This window comes from Algibacter sp. AS12 (genome assembly GCF_046736315.1).
Lineage (GTDB): Bacteria > Bacteroidota > Bacteroidia > Flavobacteriales > Flavobacteriaceae > Algibacter_B > Algibacter_B amylolyticus.
This window is the reverse complement of the sequence record NZ_CP151841.1, coordinates 2,509,230-2,535,136: the sequence shown is the minus strand read 5'-3', so window position 1 is coordinate 2,535,136 and position 25,907 is coordinate 2,509,230. Positions and strand designations below refer to the sequence as shown.

Sequence of the window (25,907 nt, the reverse complement as noted above, 5' to 3'; positions counted from 1 at the left end):
TATCAACATAAAATATGTCTAAAAAGCGCTATACCATTCAAACAAGTCCTTTTGTTGTACCCACTACAGATGGCAAAATGATAAAAGAACATTTTGGAAAAACTACCGATGGTAATTCCGAAATAAGTATTGCACACATGAAAGCTCCAGCAGGTTGGAGTGAACCTTTTCAAACACCCGAATTTGATGAGTTTACAATTATAATTCGTGGCAAAAAACAATTTATCATAGAAGATGAGCAAATTGTATTAGAAGCAGGACAATCTATTAAAATTGAAAGAAACACTAGAGTGCAATACTCCAACCCTTTTACCGAAGTTTGCGAATACATTGCAATATGCACACCTGCTTTTTCAATAGATTTAGTAAACAGAGAAGATAGCTAAATGAAAAAATTCATCCCAAAATGTATTGGTTTTTTTATTAACCTTATTGGTCTTATTGCTCCTAAATATGCCGCTAAATTGGCCATATTATTATTCTCTACTCCAAAGAAAGGAAAAATAACGCCCAAGGAATTAGAATACCTAAAAGAAGCTAACCAAGAACAGATTTCCTTCCAAAATTTTGCAATAAACACCTACCATTGGGAAGGCGATAAAGAAACCATCTTACTAGCACACGGCTGGGAAAGCAACACCTTTAGGTGGAAAGATTTAATTGAAGAACTAAGAGTTTTAAACTATAACATTATAGCATTAGATGCTCCAGGACATGGAGCTTCAAGCGGAAAAACGTTTAACGCTATTATGTATGCCGATTGCATAAACGTAGTGGTGAAAAAATTTAATATACAAACCATTATAGGACATTCTGTTGGTGGTATGGCTACCGTGTTTTTTCAGCATAAGTATCAATTAAAATCCATAGAGAAACTTGTTCTTTTAGGCGCGCCCGCAAACTTCACAGGTGTTTTAAGCCGTTACGCAGACATGATGGGCTATAGCAAACGCGTTATAAAAGCTATAGATCAATTCATTTTAAAACATTACAATAATCTCCCTGAATATTTTACGCCTTCGGTTTTTATAAAAGAAGTTTCCGCTAAAGGCCTTATTATTCATGATGAGAAGGATAAAATTATTCCGTTTAACGATGGTATAAAATTTAAAGAAAACTATGCCAACGCTAATTTTATAGCCACTACAGGCTTTGGGCATGGTTTAAAATCTAAACCCGTATATCAAAACATTTTAGACTTTTTAAACGACTAACTTTGTTGTATTTTTGAACCATGGCAGAAGTTATATTAAAACGTATAAATAAATATTTAAGTGAAGTTGGTTACTGTTCTAGAAGAGAGGCAGACAAACTCATTGAATCAGGTCGTGTTACCATTAATGGTGTGGTGCCAGAAATGGGCACTAAAATTGCACCCGAAGATGTTGTTGCGGTTGATGGTAAAGAAATAATTAACACCAAAGAGTCTTTTGTTTATTTAGCTTTTAACAAACCCGTGGGCATTGTTTGTACAACGGATACCAGCGTAGAAAAAGATAACATCATTGATTATTTAAACTACCCAAAACGTATTTTCCCTATTGGACGATTAGATAAACCTAGTGAAGGTTTAATTCTATTAACCGATGATGGCGATATAGTAAACAAAATTCTTCGAGCTAGTAACAACCACGAAAAAGAATATATTGTTACGGTTGATAAACCCATTTCGCAAACATTTATTGAACGTATGTCTGGAGGTATTCCGTTGGCAGAATTAAATAAAACCACCAACAAATGTAAAGTTGAAAAACTGAGCACTTATAAATTCAAGATTATTTTAACACAAGGGCTTAATAGACAAATTAGACGCATGTGCGATTATTTAAACTATGACGTACAGACCCTAAAACGTGTTAGAATTATGAATATTAAGCTAGACATGCCAGTTGGAGAATATCGGGAATTAACTAAAGAAGAATTTAAAAACTTAAATTTACTTTTAGAAGAAAGCACCAAAACATTTAAACAAAACAATACGGCTAAAGCTAAAAAGCCCTTTAAGCGCTAAACCTGTTGGCCGATAAACTAAAGCCAGTTCTAGTTACTTATTAGCCTTCGTTTTTTCTACTATATAGAAGGGCATATAAATTAGTAAAAAGAGGGGTATAACTATAAATATCACTACAATTATATACCATGGCCAGTCGCCAAAATAATCAAGTATAGAAGCGGATTGTGGCTTTTCATTCAAATAAAAATAGTTAGCATTTAAAAGCTTATTTGCAGCGACCATTAGAATCACATAAACCAATAGACCTGCAACCGATTTAAAAACACTCTTAATTGTAGGGCGCATATTAAACACAAAAGTGGCATAAAAAACAACCACTAAAAGGCCTAGGTGTACAATCCAATACCTGAAGTAATCAAAACTAGGAAACCCTACCGCAATATCGGGCGTTAAAACAGCCTGTAATGTGCCGCCAATAATCCAAAACAACAAAATTTCATACATTAAAAATGTTCGGTAATAGGAAAACACAGGAATTAGGAGTCCCATTAAACTGCATAAATACAAAGGCAAATCGGTTGAAAAATTATAGTCCCCAACACTCATTTTATGCACATGAAACATTATAACTACAAAACTTATAAAGCAGGCTAAAATATGTAGCGCTTTATTTTGCTGTGATTTGCATAATCTACGTTTTGCAAACCGTATAAAAACAATGGCGAATAAAATGGCTAAAACAATTGGCAGGATATGTTGAAAACTACCAATAGCAACCCTATTAAACAAAAAAATTGCATTATAAATTATAAAACTCATAATGCAATTTAATTAAATAATATTTTATTCTACTTAATATGTCGTTCTCTAGCCAATAAGGTATTCTTTAATAGCATAGCAATCGTCATTGGACCTACACCACCTGGAACAGGTGTAATGTAACTTGCTTTTTGACTTACGCTTTCAAAATGCACATCGCCCGCTAATCGGTACCCATTCTTTTTAGTTGCATCTGGCACACGTGTAATTCCTACATCGATAATAACAACATCTTCTTTAACCATATCGCCTGTTAAAAACTCCGATATACCAATAGCAGCAACAATAATATCGGCTGCTTTAGTAATTTCTTCTAAGTTTTTTGAACGGCTGTGAACCACAGTTACGGTAGCATCTCCAGCCTTACGTTTTTGACTCATTAAAATACTCATTGGGCGACCAACAATATGGCTTCTTCCTAATACCACTACATTTTTACCAGAGGTTTCTATTTGATAACGCTCTAGCAACTCCATAATACCATACGGTGTTGCCGGTAAAAAGGTTGGCAAATCTAAAGCCATTCTACCAACATTTGTTGGATGAAACCCATCGACATCCTTATCTGGGTCGATAGCCATTAATACTTTTTGCTCATCGATTTGATCTGGTAAAGGCAATTGCACAATAAACCCATCAATATCTTTGTTAGTATTTAAGTCATTAATTTTTTCTAGTAACTCTTCTTCTGAAGTGTAATCTGGCAACTCAATAAGAGTGGAGTTAAAACCAATACGCTCGCAAGCTTTTACTTTAGCATTTACATAGGTCATACTCGCCCCGTCCGATCCTACAAGAATTGCCGCAAGGTGCGGTACTTTTTCTCCTTTAGAAACCATAGCCTGAACATGGTCTGCGATTTCGTCTTTAATATCGTTACTTACTTTTTTACCGTCTAAAATTGTCATGCTTAATTCGTTTTTGCCACGAATCCACGAATATTTTTAATCGCAAAGACGCTAAGGCTCAAAGTTTATTTCTTTTCTATTTTACTAAAATATTACTTCATGTTCTTCATCATCTGCATCATCTTTTTACCGCCACCGCCTTGCATCATCTTCATCATTTTGCTCATTTGGTTAAACTGCTTTAAAAGTTGATTTACTTCTTGTACTGAAGTACCAGAGCCTTGCGCTACACGTTTTTTTCTACTCGCATTAAGCACTGCTGGATTGGTTCTTTCTTTTGGTGTCATAGAATGGATAATGGCTTCGATACCTTTAAAAGCATCATCGTCAATATCAACATCTTTTAACATTTTACCAGCACCAGGAATCATACCCATAAGGTCTTTCATGTTTCCCATTTTCTTAATTTGCTGAATCTGTTTTAAGAAATCATCAAACCCGAATTGGTTTTTGGCTATTTTCTTTTGAAGTTTTCTAGCTTCTTCTTCGTCAAATTGTTCTTGAGCTCTTTCTACTAAAGACACAACATCTCCCATACCCAAGATACGGTCTGCCATACGCGATGGGTAGAACACATCGATAGCTTCCATTTTCTCGCCTGTACCAATAAACTTAATTGGTTTATCAACTACAGATTTAATTGAAATGGCTGCACCACCTCGAGTATCACCATCTAGTTTGGTAAGGATAACACCATCGAAGTTTAAAACATCGTTAAAGGCTTTTGCTGTGTTTACAGCATCTTGCCCTGTCATAGAATCTACAACAAACAAGGTTTCTTGAGGCTCTATGGCTTTATGGATGTTAGATATTTCGGTCATCATCGCCTCATCTACGGCTAAACGACCTGCGGTATCTATAATAACCACATTATGTCCGTTTGCTTTTGCATGGGCTATTGCCGCTTGCGAGATAGCAACAGGATCGTTATTTCCTTTATCGCTAAAAACCTCTACGCCAATTTGACCTCCTACTACATGTAATTGATCGATTGCAGCCGGACGGTAAACATCACAGGCTACTAATAATGGATTTTTAGATTTTTTAGTTTTTAAGTAGTTAGCTAACTTACCAGAAAAGGTTGTTTTACCAGAACCTTGTAACCCGGACATTAAAATAATGCTTGGTTTACCTGATAGGTTTATACCTTCGGCATCGCCACCCATAAGTTGGGTTAGCTCGTCCTTAACAATTTTAACCATTAATTGCCCTGGCTGTAACGTTGTTAATACGTTTTGCCCTAATGCCTTTTCTTTAACAGTTTGTGTAAACTGTTTAGCTATTTTAAAGTTAACATCGGCATCTAATAAGGCGCGTCTTACTTCTTTTAAAGTTTCGGCTACATTAACTTCGGTAATGCTTCCGTGCCCTTTTAATACGTGTAAGGCTTTATCTAATTTATCGCTTAAATTATTAAACATAGTATTTTAAGTCTTCTGTAGGCAGCCACAAGTATGTAGACTGCGCAATAATTAAAATTTAAGTTGCAAAAATAACTAAATATTTTGTTTTTACAGGCTTGTATTTAGCTTTTACTTAAACAAGCTGAAGGGTAATTAGTAAAAAAACGAAGTTGGCTGACCGACCCGCGTTAGGGATTGCAGTGAAAATACTTTTTGTGAGGCACGAACAAAAAGATTGGGAACGGAAAGCCCGACCTGAAAGGGAACGCCCAAATAGATTTTTAAGAATATAAACCGCCTTTAAAGCCCCTACATGCGCTCTGGAACTTGCACGCCTAATAGGCTAAAACTGTTTTTAATAGTGTTAGCAACGACTTGAGATAATTGCACTCTTAGTGTTTTTTCGGTGTCGTTATCTGCGCCTAAAATGGATACGTTTTGATAAAAGGAGTTGAATTCCTTAACCAAATCGTAGGTGTAATTTGCAATTAGTGCTGGACTGTGGTTGTTTGCGGCATTTTGAATTACCTCTGGGAACAGCTGTATTTGCTTGATTAGCTCTTTTTCTTTTGGATGAAGTGCTGTTTGAGTAGCGTTAATTGTTACATCTGGATTAAGATTGCCCTTGCGTAAAATGGATTGAATACGCGCGTAGGTGTACTGGATGAATGGTCCTGTGTTTCCTTGAAAATCGATAGATTCTTTTGGATCGAATAGGATTCGTTTTTTAGGGTCTACTTTTAAGATGTAGTATTTTAAGGCGCCTAAACCAATGGTTTTATAAAGTTCCTTTTTTTCTTGGGTTGAATAGCCATCTAGTTTACCAAGTTCTTCTGAGATTTCCTCGGCTGTTGCAGCCATATCGTCTATTAAATCGTCGGCATCAACAACGGTACCTTCTCTACTTTTCATTTTTCCGCTCGGTAAATCGACCATACCATAACTTAAGTGGTATAGGTTTTTAGCCCAATCAAAACCTAATTTTTTTAGGATTAAAAATAAGACTTGAAAGTGGTAATCTTGCTCGTTACCAACCGTATAAACCATACCGCCAACATCTGGAAAATCTTTTATACGCTGTATGGCTGTACCAATATCTTGTGTCATGTAAACGGCAGTACCATCGGCACGTAGTACTATTTTTTTATCTAATCCGTCTTCGGTTAAATCGCACCACACAGACCCGTCTTCTTCTTTTACGAAAACGCCAGATTTTAAGCCTTCGGCAACAAACTCTTTTCCTAATAGGTATGTGTTACTTTCGTAATACAGCGTATCGAAATCTACACCTAAATTTTTGTAGCTTTCTGCAAAACCATCGTATACCCAACCATTCATTTTGGACCAAAGTGCCACGGTGTCTTTATCGCCTGCTTCCCATTTTAAAAGCAAGTTTTGAGCCTCTAATAATAAAGGTGCATTTTTTTTAGCATCTTCCTCGGTACTTCCCGCCGCTATTAAATTTTGAATTTCCTTTTTATATTCTTGGTCGAACTTAACGTAATAGTTACCTACTAATTTATCACCTTTTAATCCCGTAGATTCTGGTGTTTCTCCACTTCCGAATTTTTCCCAAGCCAACATACTTTTACAAATATGAATACCTCTATCGTTTATAATTTGTGTTTTATATACTTTTTTTCCTGAAGCTTTTAAAATTTCGGCAACACTATAGCCCAAAAGGTTATTACGAACATGACCTAAATGCAATGGTTTATTGGTGTTTGGTGATGAATACTCGACCATAACCGCTTTTTCATCGGCCTGTGGTGATACAAAACCAAATGCATTATCGTTTTTAATGCCATTGAAAAAGTTAAGGTAATAGGCATCGCTAATTTCGACATTTAAAAACCCTTTTACCACATTAAAAGCTTTAACCTCGCTAACATTGTTAACCAAGTAACTACCTATAGTTTCGCCTATTTGAACCGGGTTCCCTTTAATAAAGCGAAGCATTGGGAAGATAACCACCGTAATATCTCCTGCAAACTCTTTTCTAGTTGCTTGAAATTCTACGGTTTCTAAATTGATGTTAAAATCTGCGTTAACAGCTTGTTTTACATAATTTGATAAGGTATCTTGAAGGCTCATACTGCTCGTTTTTAAGGCTGCAAAGATAGAATTTTTTAATCAAGTTTTAAGGGTATTTTAATCTAGAATTTTGTTGCGAAAATCTCTGCATCTGTGCTTTACAAAAACATAAGTATTTCGCTTTTAAAAAAGCAAAGATTGACAAAAACAAGACTACCAAAAACAAATCAAAATATCTTTAATTTTATAGTATTTGGTTGACAAATTATAATATTATCCGTAATATGTACCGTTTATCTATTCGTCGATAATTTCACTATATTTCATGGCTCATTTCGTCTAATTTATTGGTAGTAAAACGCAGAAATTAGATTATACATCTGCTTTTTTCAATTTTTGTCGAGTAAAGCTATTATTTAAATTTAATAATTAATAATACACCTAATTACAACTAATTAAAGCAGTCTTATCTCTCTCAATTTAAGAAAATTTTTACTGCTTTAGATGCGTTGTAATCAATGTTAATAATGAGGAGACTAATTACATTTTTTATTGTGTTATCTATAAGCACTAGTTTTGCCCAAACTAATGATATAGATAGTCTTACTTTGGATTTAGCTTTTCAAAGTAAAGACTCCTTAAAAATTGAAACTTCATTAAAACTTATAAAAGCCCTTTACGACGTAAAAGACTACGAACGTGCTAAAGAGTATATTTTAAAAAGCGAAAAGCTTTCTACAAAAATAAATTACAAAAAAGCAATTGCTGCAATTACCTATTATAAATCTTTAATTTATGCCCAAAACAACGATTATTTAAACGCCATAAGCGGTTATAATAAGTCTAAAACATTGTTTAACTATCTGCAAGACACTTTAAGCGTTGCAAAAGTTAACAATAGTATCGGGTTGTTAGAAATAAAAAAAGGACACTTTAAAAAGGGCTTACAATTTTCGTTATCGGCAATAAAAGAACTTGAAAAAAGAGGTCTTGATAAGGATTTAAGTCTTACCTATAACAGTTTGGCGCAAGCGTATAATGGGCTTGAATTAACAGATACTGCTATTGAGTACTATGAAAAAGCTTTAGAAATTCAACTAAAATTAAAAGAAGACCAAGCTGTTTTAAATTCCCAATACGAATTAGCAGATTTATACGCTATTGAAAACAGGCACAATAAAGCTATTAAATATTACAGAGATGTACTTGACCATAGAGTTTCGAAAAATGACTCTGTGCTAGGTGAAATACTACCTAAACTTGGTAGAGCGTATTTAAAATTAAATGATTTGGATAGTGCCCAAATACACCTAACCAAAAGTTTGCAAATAAACAGCCAAATGAGAAACCAAAATGGTTTGCTATGTACGCTGAATAATTTAGGAGATATAAATTTAAAGAAAGGAAATTTAAAAACTGCCGAAAAGCAACTAACACAAGCTGGTGCTCTTGCAAAAAGCCTAAATAACAATAGAGGGTTATTAAATTATTATAGGTTAATGACTGCATTAGATTCTACTAAAAAGCGCTTTAATAGTGCCTTTAAATGGCAAAGTGCGTATTACAAGTTAAACAATAGTTTAATAAAAAATGAGTTTAAAGCAAATTCCCTGAGGCAAGCTCAAGATTCGGCCGAGGTAGAAGAAGAAAGCGCTAATGACTTTGAAATAGAAGAAAAAAATATGTTGGCATATAATGAAGCTAGTAATAAAGCTACATTAAAAGCTGAAAAGGATTTAAGCAAATATAAACTAATCGTTTATGGATTAATTGGAGCGCTTGCTGTTGCTTCTACCTTATTAATTGTAGTTTATTTAAAGCAAAACAACCAAGTTAAATATATACAAGAATTAGAAGAAAGGAATATAAATTTAGACCTGAAAAACGCTGATTTTTTAGAGCAAACCAAACATCTAGAAAATATTAATAACGTAAAAGACCGCCTTTTCTCGATTGTTTCTCATGATTTAAAAGATTCGCTTTCTTCAATAAATGGTTTTATAAATTTATTACAAGACGGTACACTATCAAAAAAAGAGTTTGATAATTTAATACCGGAATTAAGTGAAAATGCGAATAACGCATCATTATTACTTTTTAATTTACTTAACTGGTCGAAATCTCAAATGCAATCCTTGGAACCAAAACCAAGTTTATTTGATATTCAAGAGGTTTTTGAGGCTAAAATAAAACTTATTGAGCAACGTGTTGAAGGAAAGGGAATAGAATTGATTAACCTTTCTTTACGAGATTTTGCTTATGCTGATAGAAGCATGTTCGAAATTGTTATTCAAAACTTATTGGCAAACGCGATTAAGTTTTCTAAAGCAGGAGATACGGTTACTGTGTCGAACCATATAAGTAGCGGCAGTTGTATAATTAGTATTTCGGATACAGGTATTGGTATTTCTAAAGAAGACCAAACTAAATTATTTAAGAGTAATACATTTACAACCAACGGAACAGCCAACGAAAAAGGCACAGGATTAGGACTTTCTATTTGCAAAGAACTTGTAGAATTAAACCATGGGAAAATATGGGTAGAAAGTAATGTTGGAGAAGGCAGTGCATTCTATGTGCAATTGCCAAAAGCTAAGCACTACGAGTAAGCCTTCAGCAAATACTTTATACTGTCACTTACCTTCCTATTATAGGTTAAAAAAACTAATGTTTAGGCAAGAACACCTCTGCCATCATGCAACGTGCACTTCCTCCTCCACAGGTTTCAATGGTCTCTAACGAACTAGATAATATTTTTGTGTGTTCCTTTAAGGTTTTTACTTGAGTCTCAGAAAGACTATCAAATGCCGACTGACTCATTATTAAATATGATTCATTATTGGCAGCTTTTACTTGCAACATATTTCCTGCAAATTGGCTTACCTGCTTTTCAGAAATATCAATTATAGTTTTATCATCTTCTTTAAGGTGTTTAACTACCTGCTTGCGTTCTTTTTTATCATCGATACTACTTAAGCAAATTACAGCAAAGGTTTCGCCAATACACATCATTACATTTGTATGATATATTGGTTTACGCTGCCCGTTAACCGTTTGGTATGCCGTAAAAACTACCGGAGAAAACTCGAAATCTTCACAAAACTCAATAAACAAATCCTCATCCGCCCGCGGCGATAGAGCACAATAAGCCTTTCTGTTAACACGATCTAGTATTATACTTCCTGTACCTTCTAAATAAACTTGTTCCTCCTCTGCACTAGTATAATCTACAATATTATTAATTTCAAATCCTTCACCTTCTAGTGTCTCCAGAATATCTTCACGACGTTCTAAGCGTCTATTTACAGCAAACATAGGATACAAACCTACATCGCCATTTTCATGAAAAGACACCCAATTATTCGGAAAAATAGAATCTGGCGTATCGTTTTCTAAATTATCATTAACCACAATTACATCTACACCAATAGCTTTCAACTTTTCTACGTAGTCATCAAATTCCCTTACCGCTTTTGTGTTAATAGTTTCTGGCAAAACACCTTTAATCGATTCTTGGTAATAATTATTAACCGCAGTTTGCTCGTTCATTCTAAAATTTACGGGCCGAATCATTAAAATAGTATTAGTTGTTTGTTGCATTTCTTTTTAATTTAATCCCTAATTAAAGGCATAGTTGTACATCTTAATAGTCCTTCTTGCTTGCCAATTTCAGCATACGGAACCTCTTCAACATTGAATCCTTGTTCTCTTAACCACTTATTAAGTCGGGTAAAGTTTTTTTCTGATATAATAACATCTTCAGAAATTGAAAACACATTACTACACATTTGGTACATTTCATCTTTAGTAATTTCGAAAACATTTTCTTTTCCAAAAAACTCGACTAACCACTCATACTCCCTTTCAATTAAAAAACCATTTTTATGAATAATAGCTTTTCCTTTTCCTAAGGGATTAAAGCAGCAATCTAAATGTAAGGCATTTTCCTTTGCATTGGTATTAGACTTTCTAAGTTCGAAAGATTTTACGGTTTTGTTTGGAAACAATTCTTGAATGGCAATTACGGCATCAGCGTTAGTACGTGCTGTAATTAATTCGGGGTAATCCTCTCCAGAATATGTGCCTATAAAAATATAATCATTCCACGGCATAACATCGCCACCTTCAACATGGCATTCTTCTGGCAAGATTACACGCTTATTATCGGCAACCTTATTCCATATATAATCAATAGCCTGAACTTCTTTTTCTCTATGAGGAAGAATATTTGCTTCAATTAAAATATCATCAATTACAAAGGCAATATCTCGTGCAAACATTTGATTGCAATCTTTAATAACTTCAGGTCTATAAACTTTTACATTATATTTCTCAAAAACTTTAGCAACAGCATCAAGTTCTTTTACCATAGCCCCTTCGGTTGGATAAGTTCCTGCCAATATATGCTCTATACTTTTTGGATCATAGCAGTCCTCCACCATAGGTATTGGACCATTACTATTAGCAATACCTAAAACAACGGCACGTAGTCTTGAAGTTTCATTTTGAATATTTAATTTTATCATGCCTTCATATATATTTAGATTATCAAATTTATACTAAACCTAAGAATAATAAAAGATAAATTAAACTATTCTTAAAAAAAAGCATGTTAAAAAGAAAAAGCTTCATGAAAAAATCATGAAGCTTAATAATAATATAAAACATTTTAAGACTTATCTTTCATCAATAGGTACAAATTTTCTTTCTGTTGCACCAATATAAATCTGTCTTGGTCTTCCAATAGGCTCTTTACGTAAACGCATTTCTCTCCATTGTGAAATCCAACCCGGTAAACGACCTAAGGCAAACATTACAGTAAACATATCTGTAGGGATTCCCATGGCTCTATAAATAATACCAGAATAAAAATCGACATTAGGATATAATTTACGATCTACAAAATACTGATCTTCTAAAGCTTCTTTTTCTAGACCTTTTGCAATATCTAAAATAGGATCTTTAACTCCTAAATCATCTAAAACACCATCTGCAGCCACTTTAATGATTTTGGCACGAGGATCGAAGTTTTTATAAACACGGTGTCCAAAGCCCATTAAACGGAAAGGATCTGATTTATCTTTGGCTTTTGCCATATACTTTTTGGTATCACCACCATCAGCCTTTATAGCTTCAAGCATTTCTAAAACAGCTTGATTAGCACCACCATGAAGTGGTCCCCAAAGTGCAGAAATACCAGCAGAAATTGAAGCAAACAACCCAACTTGAGATGAGCCAGCTATTCTTACCGTAGATGTAGAACAGTTTTGTTCGTGATCTGCATGAAGAATTAACAATTTATCTAAAGCATCAACTAAAATCTTATTTTGCTCATACTCCCCATTTGGTTTTTTAAACATCATTTTTAAGATATTTTCAACATAGCCTATAGTGTTGTCTCCGTAATTTAATGGTAATCCTGATTTTTTTCTGAATGTCCAAGCAACTAAAACAGGGAATTTACCTAATAGGCGTACCACAGAGTTATACATATCTTCTTCCGACTCAACATCTACAGTTGAAGGATTAAATGCAGTTAAAGCACTTGTTAAAGAAGAAATAACACCCATTGGATGTGCCGATTTAGGAAAAGCATCAATAATTTTCTTAACGTCTTCGTCAACAATAGCTTCTGCCTTTATATCATCATGAAACTTTTCGTTTTGCTCTTTAGTTGGAAGTTCTCCAAAAATTAAAAGGTATGCAACTTCTAAAAAATCAGCTTTCTCAGCTAATTCCTCAATAGAATATCCTCGGTATCTTAAAACTCCTTTTTCACCATTTAAAAAAGTAATTGCACTTTCGCAAGATCCGGTATTCTTATACCCTGGGTCTAATGTTATTACACCTCCCGAGCTAGCTCTAAGTTTCGTAATATCTATGGCAACTTCGTTTTCTGTTCCAGTGATTAATGGAAATTCATGTTTTTCACCGTTTATTTCTAGAATAGCTTTATCTGACATCTTTTTTCTAAATAATTTTTGTTTAGTTATGCGGAACGCTAATCTACGAAATATCTATTTATTTTTTTAATTTATCTAAAACGATTTCGTGATTTTAAGAATTTTTAAAATTCAAGGAATAAAAAAAGCGATTATTAAAAAAATAATCGCTTTTCATCTAAAAAAAATAAATTCTTTTTATTTTATTTTGAATGCATTTTCTTGTGGAAAATAAGCTACTTCCCCTAATTCTTCTTCAATACGAAGTAATTGGTTATATTTCGCCATACGATCACTACGAGATGCAGAACCTGTTTTAATTTGACCTGTATTTAATGCTACTGCTAAATCTGCAATAGTATTATCTTCAGTTTCACCAGAACGGTGAGACATTACAGAAGTATATCCAGCATTGTGTGCCATGTTTACGGCAGCAATAGTTTCAGTTAAAGTTCCTATTTGGTTTACTTTAATTAAAATAGAATTTGCAATACCTTCTTTTATACCTCTTGATAAACGCTCTACGTTAGTTACAAATAAATCATCACCTACTAATTGAACTTTATCTCCAATTAATTCAGTTAAATATTTCCAACCTTCCCAGTCATTTTCATCCATACCATCTTCAATTGAAATGATAGGGTATTTAGATGATAAGTCAGCTAAATACTCAGCTTGTTCTTTACTTGTTCTTATAACGCCTGTATCGCCTTCAAATTTCTTGTAATCGTATTTACCATCAACAAAAAATTCAGCAGAAGCACAATCTAAAGCAATTTTAACATCATCACCTAATTTGTAACCCGCATTTGCAACAGCTTTTGCAATAGTATCTAAAGCATCCTCTGTTCCTCCTTCTAAGTTTGGAGCAAAACCACCTTCATCTCCAACAGCTGTACTTAAACCTCTGTCATGTAATACTTTTTTAAGGTTATGGAAAATTTCAGTTCCCATTTGCATAGCATGAGTAAAATTTTTAGCCTTAACTGGCATTACCATAAATTCTTGAAATGCAATTGGTGCATCACTATGCGAACCACCATTAATTATATTCATCATTGGTACAGGAAGCGTATTTGCCGAAACACCACCTACGTAACGGTATAATGGCATATTTAACTCATTTGCTGCAGCTTTAGCTACTGCTAAAGACACACCTAAAATAGCGTTAGCACCTAATTTTGATTTATTTGGAGTACCATCTAAATCAATCATTATTTTATCAATAAGGTTTTGTTCGAAAACTGAAACACCTAATAACTCCTCTGCAATAATTGAGTTAACGTTATCAACTGCTTTTAAAACACCTTTACCCATATAAGTATCTCCACCGTCGCGTAACTCAACAGCTTCATGTTCTCCAGTTGATGCACCTGATGGTACAGCAGCCCTACCTAATATATGATTTTCAGTTACTACATCTACTTCAACGGTTGGATTACCTCTTGAATCTAGTATTTGTCTTGCGTGGACATTAATTATTATACTCATAATTGCTTTATTTTAAAATCTTTTAATTACTTCAAATTTACGTTTTAATCCTGTTTATTTTAAGATGTTTTTAAATAAATTAATAAAATAACATCTATAACGTTTTAGTAAAAAAAAAGCCTCAAAAACAGAAATCTGTTTTTGAGGCTTTTTTTATTATATTATTTCTTTAAATTCTCGATGAACTGATCGAAAAGATAAGATGAATCATGTGGTCCTGGACTAGCTTCAGGATGGTACTGCACAGAAAATATTTTTTTATTTTTCATAGCTAAACCAGCCACTGTATCATCATTTAAATGTACGTGTGTTATTTCTATATCTGCATTTGCCTCTGCATCTTCTCTATTTACAGCAAATCCATGATTTTGGGACGTAATTTCACCTTTGCCTGTAATTAAGTTTTTTACAGGGTGGTTTATACCTCTATGCCCATTGTGCATTTTATATGTAGAAATACCATTTGCACGAGCAATGACCTGATGCCCTAAGCAAATACCAAATAATGGTAGATCTCTCTTTATAATTTCTTTAGCTACTTGCTGCGCTTCTAATAAAGGTTCTGGATCTCCAGGTCCATTAGATAAGAAATAACCATCAGGATTAAAAGCCTCTAACTCTTCAAACTTAGAATTATAAGGAAACACTTTTATATACGCATCCCTACTAGCTATATTTCTAAGAATATTCTTTTTAATACCGATATCTAAGGCTGCAACTTTGTAAGTTGCATTCTCATCCCCATAATAATAAGGCTCTTTAGTAGATACTTTAGAAGCCAACTCTAATCCTTCCATATTAGGAACTTCTTCCAATTGTTTTTTTAAACTTTCAATATTATCAACATCGGTAGAAATTACAGCATTCATAGCACCATGATCTCTAATATAGCTCACTAAAGCACGAGTATCAACATCTGAAATAGCTAATAAGTTATGCTTTTCTAAGAATGATTCCAATGAGCCATCTGCAGCATCTCTTGAATAATCATAACTAAAATTTTTAACAATTAGTCCCGCTATTTTAATTGAATCAGATTCCACCTCTTCATCATTAACACCATAATTACCAATATGAGCATTGGTAGCGACCATTAACTGCCCGTAATAAGAAGGGTCTGTAAAAATTTCTTGATAACCAGTCATTCCTGTATTAAAACAAACCTCACCAAATGAAGTTCCTTGTTTATTACCAACTGCTTTTCCGTAAAAAATAGTACCATCTGCTAGAAGAACGATGGCTTTTTGTCTTTTTTGATATTTCATAATTCTTTTGAAAAGTTTCGCAAAATTGCACAAAAAAAAGGATAAACTAAAATAGTTTATCCTTTTTATATTAAATGCTTATTAACATTTATTCTTCTTCGTTAGATGCTTTAGACTCAACAGGAGCAGCAGCTGGTTTAGAACCACCTCTTCTACTTCTTCTTGTTGTTTTCTTTTTCTCTTTACCAGCATTATAGATTTCGTTGTAATCAACAAGTTCTATCATTGCCATATCAGCGTTATCACCTAAACGATTTCCTAGTTTAATAATTCTAGTATAACCTCCTGGACGGTCTGCTATTTTAGCAGCAACATCTCTAAACAATTCAGCAACAGCATCTTTTTGTCTAAGCTTAGCCATAACAATACGTCTGTTATGTGTTGTATCTACCTTTGATTTTGTAATCATTGGCTCAACAAACTGCTTTAACGCTTTAGCCTTAGCTACAGTTGTGTTAATACGCTTGTGCTCAATTAAAGAACAAGCCATATTAGCTAACATAGCTTTTCTATGCGCTGTTTGTCTTCCTAAGTGGTTTACTTTTTTTCCGTGTCTCATGACCTTTGTTTTATCATCTTGCTACTAAACTCGTACATCGAGGAGCAAAATATGATTAATTAATCTTTATCTAATTTATATTTACTTAAATCCATTCCGAAATTTAATCCTTTAACATTTACAAGCTCTTCAAGCTCAGTTAAAGACTTCTTACCGAAGTTTCTGAATTTCATTAAATCATTTTTGTTGAAAGATACTAAATCTCCTAAAGTATCAACCTCTGCAGCTTTTAAACAGTTAAGTGCACGTACAGATAAATCCATATCGATTAACTTAGTTTTAAGTAACTGACGCATATGAAGAGATTCCTCATCATAAGTTTCAGTTTGAGCTATCTCATCAGCCTCTAAAGTGATACGCTCATCTGAGAATAACATAAAGTGGTGAATTAATGTTTTAGCTCCTTCTGTTAAAGCATCTTGTGGCGTAATTGAACCATCAGTAATGATTTCAAAAACTAATTTTTCATAATCAGTTTTTTGTTCAACACGATAGTTTTCAATACTATACTTAACATTTTTTATTGGTGTATAAATTGAATCTGTAAAGATTGTACCTATTGGCGCTGAAGCTTTCTTATTTTCTTCTGCAGGAACATAACCTCTACCTTTTTCAATAGTAATTTCCATGTTAAAGTTCACCTTTGGATCAAGGTTACAGATTACTAATTCTGTATTTAAAACCTGAAAACCTGAAATAAATTTTTGAAAATCACCAGCTGTAATTCTATCTTGACCAGAAATTGAAATTGAAATAGATTCATTATCAATATCTTCAATTTGTCTTTTGAAACGAACTTGCTTTAAGTTTAAGATGATTTCTGTTACATCTTCAACTACACCAGAAATTGCTGAAAATTCATGATCTACACCTTCTATACGAACAGATGTGATAGCGAAACCTTCTAAAGAAGATAATAAAACTCTTCTTAATGCATTTCCTACTGTTAAACCATAACCAGGCTCTAAAGGTCTGAATTCGAATTTACCTTCGAAATCAGTAGAATCAATCATGATTACCTTATCTGGTTTTTGAAAATTAAATACTGCCATTTTTTTCTTCGTTTTAATTGTTATTTAGTTGCGCGGTTTAAAAGTTTGAAGAAATACTTACAAACCCTTTGGCCAAATACCAATATTATTAATTTATTATTTAGAGTATAATTCTACAATGAATTGCTCGTTTATGTTTTCTGGAATTTGAATTCTTGCAGGAACAGAAACATAAGTTCCTTGTTTCGTATCAGAATTCCAAGTGATCCACTCATAAACGTTACTTGAATTTGAAAGAGATCTTTCAATAGTTTCAAGTGACTTTGACTTTTCTCTTACTGCAACAACATCACCAGCTTTTAATTGGTAAGATGGGATATTTACCAACTCGCCATTAACTGTAATATGTCTGTGAGAAACTAATTGTCTTGCACCACTTCTAGTTGGAGCAACACCCATTCTGAATACCACATTATCTAATCTAGATTCACAGAGTTGTAAAAGAACCTCACCAGTAATACCTTGTGCAGCTCTAGCCTTCTTAAATAAACCTCTAAATTGACGCTCTAATATACCATAAGTATATTTTGCTTTTTGCTTCTCCATTAATTGGATTGCATATTCAGATTTTTTTCCACGACGACGTGCGTTACCGTGTTGCCCAGGAGGATAATTTCTTTTTTCGAATGATTTGTCATCTCCGAAAATAGCTTCACCAAATTTACGAGCTATTTTAGTTTTAGGACCAGTATATCTTGCCATTTTAAATTTGTTTTGAGAGTGATTATGAATTAAGGTCTTAATCTTATCCTTCGAAAATCGTTGATCTCTCGTTAATACTTGTTAATTATTTTTTCAGTTTGCAAATTTACACAAAAAATTAATACCATCTGAAATACAGATGATATTAATTTTTTACTATTTGCTATGTTTAATATTGGTTACTTAAAACCAGATTAAACTCTTCTTCTTTTAGGAGGACGACATCCATTATGTGGTAAAGGAGTAACATCAATAATTTCAGTTACTTCAATTCCTGCATTATGAATAGAACGAATAGCAGATTCTCTACCATTTCCTGGTCCTTTAACATAAACCTTTACTTTTTTCAATCCAGCTTCAGTTGCTACGCCTGCAGCATCTTCAGCAGCTAATTGAGCCGCATAAGGTGTGTTTTTCTTAGAACCTCTAAATCCCATTTTACCAGCAGAAGACCATGAAATTACATCTCCTTTTTTGTTGGTAAGTGAAATAATGATGTTATTGAATGAAGCAGTTACGTGAGCTTCTCCAACCGCATCAACAATAACTTTACGTTTTTTTGTGCTTGTTTTTGCCATTTTATTTTTAGCTTTTAGTTTTAGTGATAGTCGCTAGAATCCTAAACTATTATAATTTCAAACAGATTCCTTCCAACGTCTAAATACCTAAAGACTAATTATTATTTAGTTGCTTTCTTCTTGTTAGCAACAGTTTTTCTTCTACCTTTTCTGGTTCTAGAATTGTTTTTAGTACGTTGCCCTCTTAATGGAAGACCTGATCTATGACGAATACCTCTGTAACATCCAATATCCATTAATCGCTTAATGTTTAATTGTGTTTCAGAACGTAATTCACCTTCGATAGTAAAAGTTCCAACAGCATCACGAATACCAGAAATTTGGTCATCGGTCCAGTCTTGAACTTTTGTACTTTCATCAACTTTAGCTTCAGCTAAAATTTCTTTTGCTCTACTTCTACCTATTCCATAGATATAAGTTAAAGAGATAACTCCTCTTTTGTTTTTTGGTATGTCTACACCTGCAATTCTTGCCATAATTACCCTTGTCTTTGTTTAAATCTAGGATTCTTTTTGTTAATTACGTAAAGTCTTCCTTTTCTACGCACGATTTTACAATCTGCGCTTCTCTTTTTAATTGATGCTCTTACTTTCATCGTATTAGTATCTATAAGTTATTCGAGCCTTAGTTAAATCATAAGGACTCATTTCTAATTTTACTTTATCTCCCGGTAACAACTTAATGTAATGCATACGCATTTTACCTGAAATATGTGCCGTCACAATGTGACCGTTCTCTAATTCAACACGAAACATAGCATTTGATAACGCTTCTATAATTGTTCCGTCCTGTTCTATTGCTGCTTGTTTTGCCATAGTATAAATTAAGCTACTGCTTTTCTATTTTTACCTGTTTTCATCAAACCATCATAGTGTCTATTTAACAAATAAGAATTTATTTGCTGCATAGTGTCAATTGCAACTCCAACCATAATTAATAACGATGTTCCTCCAAAAAATAAAGCCCATCCTTGTTGAACTCCCATAAGCTTAACAATAAACGCTGGGAATATAGCGATAAGAGCTAAAAATATAGAACCTGGTAAGGTTATTTGAGACATTATTTTATCTAAATACTCAGAAGTTTCAGATCCTGGACGAATACCTGGAATGAATCCACCGCTACGTTTTAAATCGTCTGCCATTTTATTGGTAGGTACCGTTATTGCAGTATAAAAATAGGTAAATACTATGATTAATAAAGCAAACGTAAGGTTATACCAAAAACCGAACATATCAGAATAGTTTGTTTGCATCCATGCCCCTGCTGAAGTTTCTTTTAAGAAAGATGATCCTCCAATTAAACTAGGTACAAACATAATAGCTTGTGCAAAAATAATTGGCATTACACCAGAAGCATTAAGTTTTAATGGAATGTATTGTCTTGAACCAGCCATTGCGCTTTTTTCGTAACCACCAGTAGCAGTTCTTCTTGCGTATTGTACAGCTATCTTTCTAACACCCATTACTAACATAATAGAAGCTAAAATAATAACAAACCATATAACAAACTCAATCAATACCATCATTAAACCACCATTTCCACCACCTTCTAATCTAGTAGCTGCATTTTGTAAAAATGACTGTGGTAAAGTAGCAATAATACCCACCATAATTAATAATGAAATACCATTACCAATACCTTTATCGGTTATTTTTTCACCTAACCACATTGCAAATATACAGCCTGTTACTAAAATAGTAACTGAAGAGAAATAAAATAATGGACCTGTACCTAATAAGAATGCACTTTGTGGAATTCCTAATGCTGGTAAACTTGCCAAATACCCTGGTGCTTGTAATAAACAAATAGCAATTGTTAGCCAACGCGTAATTTGATTTATTTTTTTCTGACCACTAGCGCCCTCTTTTTGCAATTTCTGCAAATAAGGAATAGCTATCCCCATTAACTGTACAACAATAGAAGCAGAGATGTAAGGCATAATACCCAGTGCGAAAACCGAAGCATTAGCAAATGCACCTCCAGTAAAAGCGTTAAGCAAACCTAACAAACCTCCGTCCGTTTTTTCAGCTAAACCTCCTAATTGAGAAGCATCAATACCTGGTAATACTACTTGAGCACCAAAACGATAAACTAATAACAGACTCAAAGTTACAATGATTCTGTTTCTTAGTTCCTCTATTTTCCAAACATTCTTAATTGATTCTATAAATTTCATACTTATAAAAAGTCTTATATAGTTACAGCTTCTCCTCCAGCAGCTTCAATAGCAGCTTTTGCTGAAGCAGTAAACTTATGAGCAGTTACTTTTAATTTTGCTTTTAATTCTCCACGTCCCATGATTTTTACTAAATCATTTTTATCAACTAAACGGTTCGTGAATAATGTTTCAAAATCAACTGTATCTTTAATTTTCTTATCATCAACCAATTGTTGCAAAGTATCTAAATTGATACCTTGGTGCTCAATACGGTTAATGTTAGTAAAACCAAACTTAGGAACACGTCTTTGAAGTGGCATTTGACCACCTTCAAATCCTAGTTTCTTAGAATAACCAGAACGAGATTTAGCTCCTTTGTGACCACGAGTTGCCGTACCACCTTTACCAGAACCTTGTCCTCTACCTATTCTCTTACCTTGGTTTTTTACTGAACCTTCTGCAGGTTTTAAATTACTTAAATCCATTTTCAGTTTATATTTTTAAGCTTCTTCAACAGAAACTAAATGTGAAACTTTAGCGACCATACCAAGAATATTTGGTGTAGCTTCATGCTCTTTTACTTGACCAATCTTTTTAAGACCAAGAGCTTCTAAAGTTCTTTTTTGTCTTTGCGTACGATTGATTGCGCTTTTAACTTTTTTTACTTTAATTTTTGCCATCTCTGTCTTTATTAAGCGTTAAAAACTTGTTCAAGTGTAATACCTCTATCTCTAGCAATAGCATTCGCATCTCTTAATTGTAATAAAGCATCAAAAGTTGCTTTTACTACGTTATGAGGGTTTGAAGATCCTTGAGATTTTGATAATACATCATGTACACCAACTGCCTCAAGAACTGTTCTTACAGCACCACCAGCAATAACTCCTGTACCAGGGGCAGCAGGAATAATGTTTACTCTAGCTCCACCGTATTTACCTTTTTGCTCATGTGGTAACGTCCCTTTAATAATAGGAATTCTAACTAGGTTTTTCTTAGCATCTTCAACAGCTTTTGCAATTGCACTAGCAACGTCTTTAGATTTTCCTAAACCTTGTCCTACAACACCTGCCTCATCACCAACCACAACGATTGCTGAAAAACCAAATGCTCTACCACCTTTAGTTACCTTAGTAACTCTCTGTACACCAACCAAACGATCCTTAAGATCTAATCCACCTGGTTTTACTAATTCTGCACTTTTATATTTTTTAAACATAATTTCTTAGAATTTAAGTCCTGCTTCTCTAGCGCCTTCTGCTAATGATTTTACTCTACCGTGGTATAAATATCCACCTCTATCAAAAGCAATAGTCTCTATACCAGCTTTCATAGCTTTTTCAGCAACTGCTTTGCCTACTAATTTTGCTACTTCAGACTTGGTTGCTTTCGCAGCACTAATGTCTTTATCTCTTGAAGATGCTGAACTGATTGTATTACCAGTAACATCATCAACTATTTGAGCATAAATTTCTTTATTACTTCTATAAACAGCTAATCTAGGTCTAGCTTCTGTACCAGAAACAACCTTACGGATTCTGTTTTTTATTCTTAGTCTTCTTTCGTTCTTTGTCAATGCCATAACTTAATTATTAAGCTGATTTACCTGCTTTTCTTCTTATTTCTTCACCAACAAACTTAACACCTTTTCCTTTATAAGGTTCAGGCTTTCTAAATCCGCGGATCTTCGCAGCTACTTGACCAACAAGTTGTTTATCGAATGATGTTAATTTTATAATTGGATTTTTCCCTTTTTCAGATATTGTTTCCAACTTTACTTCTGGAGCAACATTTAAAATGATATTATGAGAAAATCCTAAGGCTAAATCTAATTTTTGTCCTTGGTTTGATGCTCTGTAACCAACACCCACCAATTCTAATTCTTTAGTCCATCCTTTTGATACACCTTCGACCATATTATGCATTAATGATCTGTATAAACCATGTTTTGCTTTTTGGTCTTTAGTATCAGAAGAACGTGTAACTAATACATTTCCTTCTTCTACTTTTATTTCTATAGAATCGTAATTTTGCGTTAACTCTCCTAATTTTCCTTTTACAGTTACTACGTTATCTTTAACGTCTACTGTTACACCTTCTGGAATGGCTATTGGATTATTTCCTATTCTTGACATTTCTTTCTGGATTTAAAATTAGTGTACGTAACATAAAATTTCACCACCAACATTATCTCTTTTGGCTTGTTTACCAGTCATAACTCCGTGAGAAGTTGAAACTATTGCAACACCTAAACCATTTAAGATACGTGGTAAATCATTAGCTCCTGCATACTTACGTAAACCTGGAGTACTAATTCTTTGAAGTTTTTTAATTACTGGTTCTTTTGTTTCTTTGTTGTACTTAAGAGCTATTTTAATAGTTCCTTGTACCGAAGAATCATCAAATTTGTAACTTAAAATATATCCTTGTTCGAATAATATTTTAGTGATGTCTTTTTTAAGATTAGAAGCAGGGATCTCCACAACTCTGTGGTTAGCACGCACTGCGTTTCTAATTCTTGTCAAATAATCCGCAATTGGATCTGAGTACATAATGAATTGATTTTGTGGTCTTGGTTTTCGAACTATTTCGAACCTTAAACCCGATTATTTAAATAATATTACCAACTAGCTTTTCTTACTCCAGGAATAAGACCTTGATTGGCCATTTCTCTGAAAGTTACACGTGAAATTCCAAAAGTTCTCATGTAACCTTTAGGTCTTCCAGTTAATTTACATCTATTATGCTGACGTACAGGAGATGCATTTTTAGGTAACTTTTGTAACGCTTCGTAATCTCCAGCTTCTTTTAAAGCCTTACGTTTCTCTGCATATTTAGCTACTGTTTTAGCTCTTTTCACCTCACGGGCTTTCATTGATTCTTTAGCCATGTCTTAGTTTTTTTGAAAAGGTAATCCTAATTCAGTTAATAATGATTTTGCTTCTTTATCAGTATCTGCTGTAGTTACAAATGTAATATCCATACCTGAAATTTTATTAACTTTATCAATATTAATTTCTGGGAATATAATTTGTTCAGTAATTCCTAAGTTGTAATTACCTCTACCATCAAATCCTGTTGCTTTTATACCGTTAAAATCTCTAACACGTGGAAGTGCAGAAGTTACTAAACGGTCTAAAAATTCATACATTTTTTCGCCACGTAAAGTTACTTTAACACCAATTGGCATTCCTTTACGTAATTTAAATGTTGCAACATCCTTTTTAGATAATGTAGCGATTGCTTTCTGTCCAGATATAGTAGTTACCTCTTCTAACGCGTAGTCGATTAACTTTTTGTCTGCAACTGCAGCTCCAACACCTTTAGATATTACTATCTTACTAAGTTTAGGAACTTGCATTACATTCTTATACCCAAATTCGTCTGTAAGAGCAGCAATTATTTTGCTTTTATACTCTTCTTTAAGTCTTGGTGAATATGCCATAACTATATTACTTCATTAGATTTTGTTGAAAATCTTACTTTTTTATCGCCTTCTACCTTATAACTAACTCTCGTTGTTTCTCCTTTTGAAGTTAACAATGATAAGTTAGAAATATGAATAGCTGCTTCTTTCTCTACGATTCCACCTTGAGGATTTTGTGCACTTGGTTTAGTATGTTTCTTCACCATGTTTACTCCCTCAACAATCGCTTTGTTCTTTTCTATTAATACCTTTTGAACTTTACCTTCAGATCCTTTATGATCTCCAGCAATAACTCTTACAGTATCTCCAGTTTTTATTTTAAGCTTTGTCATCTTACTTATAATGTATTAAAGCACTTCTGGTGCTAATGATACAATCTTCATGAATTGTTTATCACGAAGCTCTCTAGCAACAGGACCAAATACACGTGTTCCTCTCATCTCACCCGTTGGGTTTAATAAAACACAAGCATTATCATCAAATCTTATATAAGATCCGTCTGGTCTTCTTACTTCTTTCTTGGTACGCACAACAACTGCTGTAGAAACTGCTTTTTTCTTAATGTTTCCATTAGGAGTTGCATCCTTTACAGAAACAACTATTTTGTCTCCTACAGAAGCATATCTTCTCTTAGTTCCTCCTAAAACACGGATCACTAAAACTTCTTTTGCTCCAGTATTGTCTGCTACTTTTATTCTTGATTCTTGCTGTAACATAATTATTTAGCTCTTTCTAGGATTTCTACTAATCTCCAACATTTAGATTTACTTAAAGGTCTAGTTTCCATGATCTTTACTGTATCTCCAATATTACAATCGTTTGTCTCGTCGTGTGCAACATATTTCTTTGTTTTTAACACGAACTTACCATACATAGGGTGTTTTACTTTTTTAACCTCTGCAACAACTATTGATTTTTGCATTTTGTTACTAGTAACAACTCCTATACGTTCTTTTCTTAAATTTCTTGTTTCCATCTTTCAGCAGAATTATTGTAATTCTCTTTTAGTTAATTCAGTCGCAATTCTAGCTACAGTTCTTCTTATAGAACGTAATTGAATTGGATTTTCTAAAGGAGATATTGCATGAGCCAATTTTAGGTCTGAATAACTCTTTTTTGTTTCACCAAGTTTCTCTTGTAACTCAGCTACAGATAATTCTTTAATTTCTGATTGTTTCATCATCTTAAATTATTATGCTTCGTAATCGCGAGCGATTAAAAACTTAGTTTTTACTGGTAATTTTTGTGCAGCTAAACGTAATGCTTCTTTTGCAACGTCTAATGGCACACCACCAATTTCAAATAAAACACGACCTGGTCTGCATACTGCCACCCATAATTCGACAGCACCTTTACCTTTACCCATACGTACTTCAAGAGGCTTTTTTGTAATAGGCTTATCTGGAAATATTTTTATCCAAAGTTGACCTTCTCTTTTCATGTAACGAGTGGCGGCAATACGAGCTGCTTCGATTTGACGAGCAGTAATAAACGTAGCGTCCATTGCTTTTATTCCAAAAGTACCGTTTGAAAGCTGATGACCTCTACCAGAGAGTCCTTTCATACGTCCTTTTTGTTGTTTACGAAATTTTGTTCTTTTAGGCTGTAACATTTT

Annotated in this window: 34 protein-coding genes; 4 read left to right on the top strand and 30 right to left on the bottom strand. The window is 33.6% G+C overall.

The window, feature by feature from the left end; translation table 11 throughout:
• Window positions 1–14: 14 nt before the first annotated feature.
• The 3 genes from AAFN75_RS10670 to rluF are packed head-to-tail and all read left to right on the top strand — an operon-like array spanning window position 15 to window position 2,011.
• Window positions 15–386, top strand: a complete 372-nt coding sequence (locus tag AAFN75_RS10670; RefSeq protein WP_411806304.1) for a cupin domain-containing protein — start codon at window positions 15–17, stop codon at window positions 384–386.
• Window positions 387–1,214, top strand: a complete 828-nt coding sequence (locus AAFN75_RS10665) for an alpha/beta hydrolase (protein ID WP_411806303.1) — start codon at window positions 387–389, stop codon at window positions 1,212–1,214.
• Between the two features lie 20 nt (window positions 1,215–1,234).
• Window positions 1,235–2,011: a 23S rRNA pseudouridine(2604) synthase RluF gene (rluF, locus tag AAFN75_RS10660; protein ID WP_411806302.1), complete on the top strand. Its 777-nt coding sequence runs from the start codon at window positions 1,235–1,237 to the stop codon at window positions 2,009–2,011.
• 33 nt (window positions 2,012–2,044) lie between these two features.
• On the opposite strand, the gene AAFN75_RS10655 is transcribed toward rluF, so the two are convergent.
• From AAFN75_RS10655 to argS, 4 genes are all read right to left on the bottom strand, one after another.
• Window positions 2,045–2,773, bottom strand: coding sequence for a TIGR02206 family membrane protein (locus AAFN75_RS10655; RefSeq protein WP_411806301.1), 729 nt, complete (start codon window positions 2,771–2,773; stop codon window positions 2,045–2,047).
• A gap of 29 nt (window positions 2,774–2,802) precedes the next feature.
• Window positions 2,803–3,681 (bottom strand): bifunctional methylenetetrahydrofolate dehydrogenase/methenyltetrahydrofolate cyclohydrolase FolD, encoded by an 879-nt coding sequence (gene folD, locus AAFN75_RS10650; protein WP_411806300.1) that lies wholly within the window; start codon window positions 3,679–3,681, stop codon window positions 2,803–2,805.
• A gap of 92 nt (window positions 3,682–3,773) precedes the next feature.
• Window positions 3,774–5,102: a signal recognition particle protein gene (gene ffh / locus AAFN75_RS10645; RefSeq protein WP_411806299.1), complete on the bottom strand. Its 1,329-nt coding sequence runs from the start codon at window positions 5,100–5,102 to the stop codon at window positions 3,774–3,776.
• Between the two features lie 291 nt (window positions 5,103–5,393).
• On the bottom strand, window positions 5,394–7,178 hold the full coding sequence (argS, locus tag AAFN75_RS10640; protein ID WP_411806298.1) for an arginine--tRNA ligase: 1,785 nt from the start codon (window positions 7,176–7,178) through the stop codon (window positions 5,394–5,396).
• Between the two features lie 467 nt (window positions 7,179–7,645).
• Here argS and AAFN75_RS10635 point away from each other — a divergent pair, with 467 nt between their 5' ends.
• Window positions 7,646–9,727, top strand: a complete 2,082-nt coding sequence (locus tag AAFN75_RS10635) for an ATP-binding protein (RefSeq protein ID WP_411806297.1) — start codon at window positions 7,646–7,648, stop codon at window positions 9,725–9,727.
• Between the two features lie 55 nt (window positions 9,728–9,782).
• Here AAFN75_RS10635 and ctlX read toward each other — a convergent pair whose 3' ends face one another.
• The 26 genes from ctlX to rplP form a co-directional block, all read right to left on the bottom strand.
• Entirely contained in the window at window positions 9,783–10,718 is a 936-nt protein-coding gene (ctlX, locus tag AAFN75_RS10630; RefSeq protein ID WP_411806296.1) for a citrulline utilization hydrolase CtlX, read from the bottom strand.
• 11 nt (window positions 10,719–10,729) lie between these two features.
• On the bottom strand, window positions 10,730–11,644 hold the full coding sequence (locus AAFN75_RS10625) for a dimethylarginine dimethylaminohydrolase family protein (protein WP_411806295.1): 915 nt from the start codon (window positions 11,642–11,644) through the stop codon (window positions 10,730–10,732).
• 150 nt (window positions 11,645–11,794) lie between these two features.
• Window positions 11,795–13,081 carry a citrate synthase gene (locus AAFN75_RS10620; protein WP_144115527.1) on the bottom strand — a complete coding sequence of 429 codons (1,287 nt, stop codon included), beginning with the start codon at window positions 13,079–13,081 and terminating at the stop codon, window positions 11,795–11,797.
• A 177-nt stretch (window positions 13,082–13,258) separates the two neighbouring features.
• Entirely contained in the window at window positions 13,259–14,551 is a 1,293-nt protein-coding gene (gene eno, locus AAFN75_RS10615) for a phosphopyruvate hydratase (protein WP_144115526.1), read from the bottom strand.
• Window positions 14,552–14,712: 161 nt separating this feature from the next.
• Window positions 14,713–15,816 (bottom strand): glutamine-hydrolyzing carbamoyl-phosphate synthase small subunit, encoded by a 1,104-nt coding sequence (gene carA, locus AAFN75_RS10610; protein ID WP_411806294.1) that lies wholly within the window; start codon window positions 15,814–15,816, stop codon window positions 14,713–14,715.
• Window positions 15,817–15,904: 88 nt separating this feature from the next.
• Complete coding sequence (gene rplQ / locus AAFN75_RS10605; protein WP_144115524.1) at window positions 15,905–16,375, bottom strand: 50S ribosomal protein L17; 471 nt, start codon at window positions 16,373–16,375, stop codon at window positions 15,905–15,907.
• Between the two features lie 59 nt (window positions 16,376–16,434).
• Window positions 16,435–17,427, bottom strand: coding sequence for a DNA-directed RNA polymerase subunit alpha (locus AAFN75_RS10600; RefSeq protein WP_092847713.1), 993 nt, complete (start codon window positions 17,425–17,427; stop codon window positions 16,435–16,437).
• A gap of 96 nt (window positions 17,428–17,523) precedes the next feature.
• Window positions 17,524–18,129 (bottom strand): 30S ribosomal protein S4, encoded by a 606-nt coding sequence (rpsD, locus tag AAFN75_RS10595; protein ID WP_144115523.1) that lies wholly within the window; start codon window positions 18,127–18,129, stop codon window positions 17,524–17,526.
• A 194-nt stretch (window positions 18,130–18,323) separates the two neighbouring features.
• Complete coding sequence (gene rpsK / locus AAFN75_RS10590) at window positions 18,324–18,707, bottom strand: 30S ribosomal protein S11 (protein ID WP_042499157.1); 384 nt, start codon at window positions 18,705–18,707, stop codon at window positions 18,324–18,326.
• Between the two features lie 101 nt (window positions 18,708–18,808).
• Window positions 18,809–19,183 carry a 30S ribosomal protein S13 gene (gene rpsM / locus AAFN75_RS10585; RefSeq protein WP_092847720.1) on the bottom strand — a complete coding sequence of 125 codons (375 nt, stop codon included), beginning with the start codon at window positions 19,181–19,183 and terminating at the stop codon, window positions 18,809–18,811.
• 2 nt (window positions 19,184–19,185) lie between these two features.
• A complete protein-coding gene (gene ykgO / locus AAFN75_RS10580; RefSeq protein WP_010519235.1) occupies window positions 19,186–19,302 on the bottom strand; it encodes a type B 50S ribosomal protein L36 in 117 nt (38 codons plus the stop codon).
• 4 nt (window positions 19,303–19,306) lie between these two features.
• Complete coding sequence (gene infA / locus AAFN75_RS10575) at window positions 19,307–19,522, bottom strand: translation initiation factor IF-1 (protein WP_007094967.1); 216 nt, start codon at window positions 19,520–19,522, stop codon at window positions 19,307–19,309.
• Between the two features lie 8 nt (window positions 19,523–19,530).
• Window positions 19,531–20,886: a preprotein translocase subunit SecY gene (gene secY / locus AAFN75_RS10570; protein ID WP_411806293.1), complete on the bottom strand. Its 1,356-nt coding sequence runs from the start codon at window positions 20,884–20,886 to the stop codon at window positions 19,531–19,533.
• Between the two features lie 14 nt (window positions 20,887–20,900).
• Window positions 20,901–21,353 carry a 50S ribosomal protein L15 gene (gene rplO / locus AAFN75_RS10565; protein ID WP_144115521.1) on the bottom strand — a complete coding sequence of 151 codons (453 nt, stop codon included), beginning with the start codon at window positions 21,351–21,353 and terminating at the stop codon, window positions 20,901–20,903.
• 15 nt (window positions 21,354–21,368) lie between these two features.
• A complete protein-coding gene (gene rpmD / locus AAFN75_RS10560; protein WP_019386285.1) occupies window positions 21,369–21,548 on the bottom strand; it encodes a 50S ribosomal protein L30 in 180 nt (59 codons plus the stop codon).
• Window positions 21,549–21,559: 11 nt separating this feature from the next.
• Window positions 21,560–22,084 carry a 30S ribosomal protein S5 gene (rpsE, locus tag AAFN75_RS10555; protein WP_092847729.1) on the bottom strand — a complete coding sequence of 175 codons (525 nt, stop codon included), beginning with the start codon at window positions 22,082–22,084 and terminating at the stop codon, window positions 21,560–21,562.
• 6 nt (window positions 22,085–22,090) lie between these two features.
• Entirely contained in the window at window positions 22,091–22,447 is a 357-nt protein-coding gene (gene rplR / locus AAFN75_RS10550) for a 50S ribosomal protein L18 (RefSeq protein WP_411806292.1), read from the bottom strand.
• 10 nt (window positions 22,448–22,457) lie between these two features.
• Window positions 22,458–23,000, bottom strand: a complete 543-nt coding sequence (gene rplF, locus AAFN75_RS10545) for a 50S ribosomal protein L6 (RefSeq protein WP_144115519.1) — start codon at window positions 22,998–23,000, stop codon at window positions 22,458–22,460.
• A gap of 18 nt (window positions 23,001–23,018) precedes the next feature.
• The gene (rpsH, locus tag AAFN75_RS10540) at window positions 23,019–23,417 is read right to left on the bottom strand and encodes a 30S ribosomal protein S8 (protein WP_144115518.1); all 399 of its coding nucleotides are present in this window, start codon (window positions 23,415–23,417) and stop codon (window positions 23,019–23,021) included.
• Window positions 23,418–23,485: 68 nt separating this feature from the next.
• Window positions 23,486–23,755 (bottom strand): 30S ribosomal protein S14, encoded by a 270-nt coding sequence (rpsN, locus tag AAFN75_RS10535; protein ID WP_144115517.1) that lies wholly within the window; start codon window positions 23,753–23,755, stop codon window positions 23,486–23,488.
• Between the two features lie 3 nt (window positions 23,756–23,758).
• Window positions 23,759–24,310 carry a 50S ribosomal protein L5 gene (rplE, locus tag AAFN75_RS10530; RefSeq protein WP_144115516.1) on the bottom strand — a complete coding sequence of 184 codons (552 nt, stop codon included), beginning with the start codon at window positions 24,308–24,310 and terminating at the stop codon, window positions 23,759–23,761.
• A 2-nt stretch (window positions 24,311–24,312) separates the two neighbouring features.
• Window positions 24,313–24,624, bottom strand: coding sequence for a 50S ribosomal protein L24 (gene rplX, locus AAFN75_RS10525; protein ID WP_144115515.1), 312 nt, complete (start codon window positions 24,622–24,624; stop codon window positions 24,313–24,315).
• Between the two features lie 15 nt (window positions 24,625–24,639).
• Window positions 24,640–25,008 carry a 50S ribosomal protein L14 gene (rplN, locus tag AAFN75_RS10520; RefSeq protein ID WP_069831953.1) on the bottom strand — a complete coding sequence of 123 codons (369 nt, stop codon included), beginning with the start codon at window positions 25,006–25,008 and terminating at the stop codon, window positions 24,640–24,642.
• 2 nt (window positions 25,009–25,010) lie between these two features.
• Window positions 25,011–25,268 carry a 30S ribosomal protein S17 gene (rpsQ, locus tag AAFN75_RS10515; protein ID WP_019386276.1) on the bottom strand — a complete coding sequence of 86 codons (258 nt, stop codon included), beginning with the start codon at window positions 25,266–25,268 and terminating at the stop codon, window positions 25,011–25,013.
• A gap of 12 nt (window positions 25,269–25,280) precedes the next feature.
• The gene (gene rpmC / locus AAFN75_RS10510) at window positions 25,281–25,472 is read right to left on the bottom strand and encodes a 50S ribosomal protein L29 (protein WP_034043309.1); all 192 of its coding nucleotides are present in this window, start codon (window positions 25,470–25,472) and stop codon (window positions 25,281–25,283) included.
• 12 nt (window positions 25,473–25,484) lie between these two features.
• Entirely contained in the window at window positions 25,485–25,904 is a 420-nt protein-coding gene (gene rplP, locus AAFN75_RS10505) for a 50S ribosomal protein L16 (RefSeq protein ID WP_092847745.1), read from the bottom strand.
• Window positions 25,905–25,907 lie beyond the last annotated feature (3 nt).

Excerpts from the sequence above, each read along its gene's own strand:
- AAFN75_RS10670 (WP_411806304.1), top strand. The coding sequence starts at position 15 with ATGTCTAAAAAGCGCTATACCATTCAAACAAGTCCTTTTGTTGTACCC.
- AAFN75_RS10665 (WP_411806303.1), top strand. The coding sequence starts at position 387 with ATGAAAAAATTCATCCCAAAATGTATTGGTTTTTTTATTAACCTTATT.
- rluF (WP_411806302.1), top strand. The coding sequence starts at position 1,235 with ATGGCAGAAGTTATATTAAAACGTATAAATAAATATTTAAGTGAAGTT.
- AAFN75_RS10655 (WP_411806301.1), bottom strand. The coding sequence starts at position 2,773 with ATGAGTTTTATAATTTATAATGCAATTTTTTTGTTTAATAGGGTTGCT.
- folD (WP_411806300.1), bottom strand. The coding sequence starts at position 3,681 with ATGACAATTTTAGACGGTAAAAAAGTAAGTAACGATATTAAAGACGAA.
- ffh (WP_411806299.1), bottom strand. The coding sequence starts at position 5,102 with ATGTTTAATAATTTAAGCGATAAATTAGATAAAGCCTTACACGTATTA.
- argS (WP_411806298.1), bottom strand. The coding sequence starts at position 7,178 with ATGAGCCTTCAAGATACCTTATCAAATTATGTAAAACAAGCTGTTAAC.
- AAFN75_RS10635 (WP_411806297.1), top strand. The coding sequence starts at position 7,646 with ATGAGGAGACTAATTACATTTTTTATTGTGTTATCTATAAGCACTAGT.
- ctlX (WP_411806296.1), bottom strand. The coding sequence starts at position 10,718 with ATGCAACAAACAACTAATACTATTTTAATGATTCGGCCCGTAAATTTT.
- AAFN75_RS10625 (WP_411806295.1), bottom strand. The coding sequence starts at position 11,644 with ATGATAAAATTAAATATTCAAAATGAAACTTCAAGACTACGTGCCGTT.
- AAFN75_RS10620 (WP_144115527.1), bottom strand. The coding sequence starts at position 13,081 with ATGTCAGATAAAGCTATTCTAGAAATAAACGGTGAAAAACATGAATTT.
- eno (WP_144115526.1), bottom strand. The coding sequence starts at position 14,551 with ATGAGTATAATAATTAATGTCCACGCAAGACAAATACTAGATTCAAGA.
- carA (WP_411806294.1), bottom strand. The coding sequence starts at position 15,816 with ATGAAATATCAAAAAAGACAAAAAGCCATCGTTCTTCTAGCAGATGGT.
- rplQ (WP_144115524.1), bottom strand. The coding sequence starts at position 16,375 with ATGAGACACGGAAAAAAAGTAAACCACTTAGGAAGACAAACAGCGCAT.
- AAFN75_RS10600 (WP_092847713.1), bottom strand. The coding sequence starts at position 17,427 with ATGGCAGTATTTAATTTTCAAAAACCAGATAAGGTAATCATGATTGAT.
- rpsD (WP_144115523.1), bottom strand. The coding sequence starts at position 18,129 with ATGGCAAGATATACTGGTCCTAAAACTAAAATAGCTCGTAAATTTGGT.
- rpsK (WP_042499157.1), bottom strand. The coding sequence starts at position 18,707 with ATGGCAAAAACAAGCACAAAAAAACGTAAAGTTATTGTTGATGCGGTT.
- rpsM (WP_092847720.1), bottom strand. The coding sequence starts at position 19,183 with ATGGCAAGAATTGCAGGTGTAGACATACCAAAAAACAAAAGAGGAGTT.
- ykgO (WP_010519235.1), bottom strand. The coding sequence starts at position 19,302 with ATGAAAGTAAGAGCATCAATTAAAAAGAGAAGCGCAGATTGTAAAATC.
- infA (WP_007094967.1), bottom strand. The coding sequence starts at position 19,522 with ATGGCAAAACAAGCAGCAATAGAACAGGACGGAACAATTATAGAAGCG.
- secY (WP_411806293.1), bottom strand. The coding sequence starts at position 20,886 with ATGAAATTTATAGAATCAATTAAGAATGTTTGGAAAATAGAGGAACTA.
- rplO (WP_144115521.1), bottom strand. The coding sequence starts at position 21,353 with ATGGATTTAAGTAATTTAAAACCTGCAGAAGGTTCAGTAAAAAACCAA.
- rpmD (WP_019386285.1), bottom strand. The coding sequence starts at position 21,548 with ATGGCAAAAATTAAAGTAAAAAAAGTTAAAAGCGCAATCAATCGTACG.
- rpsE (WP_092847729.1), bottom strand. The coding sequence starts at position 22,084 with ATGTTTAAAAAATATAAAAGTGCAGAATTAGTAAAACCAGGTGGATTA.
- rplR (WP_411806292.1), bottom strand. The coding sequence starts at position 22,447 with ATGGCATTGACAAAGAACGAAAGAAGACTAAGAATAAAAAACAGAATC.
- rplF (WP_144115519.1), bottom strand. The coding sequence starts at position 23,000 with ATGTCAAGAATAGGAAATAATCCAATAGCCATTCCAGAAGGTGTAACA.
- rpsH (WP_144115518.1), bottom strand. The coding sequence starts at position 23,417 with ATGTACTCAGATCCAATTGCGGATTATTTGACAAGAATTAGAAACGCA.
- rpsN (WP_144115517.1), bottom strand. The coding sequence starts at position 23,755 with ATGGCTAAAGAATCAATGAAAGCCCGTGAGGTGAAAAGAGCTAAAACA.
- rplE (WP_144115516.1), bottom strand. The coding sequence starts at position 24,310 with ATGGCATATTCACCAAGACTTAAAGAAGAGTATAAAAGCAAAATAATT.
- rplX (WP_144115515.1), bottom strand. The coding sequence starts at position 24,624 with ATGACAAAGCTTAAAATAAAAACTGGAGATACTGTAAGAGTTATTGCT.
- rplN (WP_069831953.1), bottom strand. The coding sequence starts at position 25,008 with ATGTTACAGCAAGAATCAAGAATAAAAGTAGCAGACAATACTGGAGCA.
- rpsQ (WP_019386276.1), bottom strand. The coding sequence starts at position 25,268 with ATGGAAACAAGAAATTTAAGAAAAGAACGTATAGGAGTTGTTACTAGT.
- rpmC (WP_034043309.1), bottom strand. The coding sequence starts at position 25,472 with ATGAAACAATCAGAAATTAAAGAATTATCTGTAGCTGAGTTACAAGAG.
- rplP (WP_092847745.1), bottom strand. The coding sequence starts at position 25,904 with ATGTTACAGCCTAAAAGAACAAAATTTCGTAAACAACAAAAAGGACGT.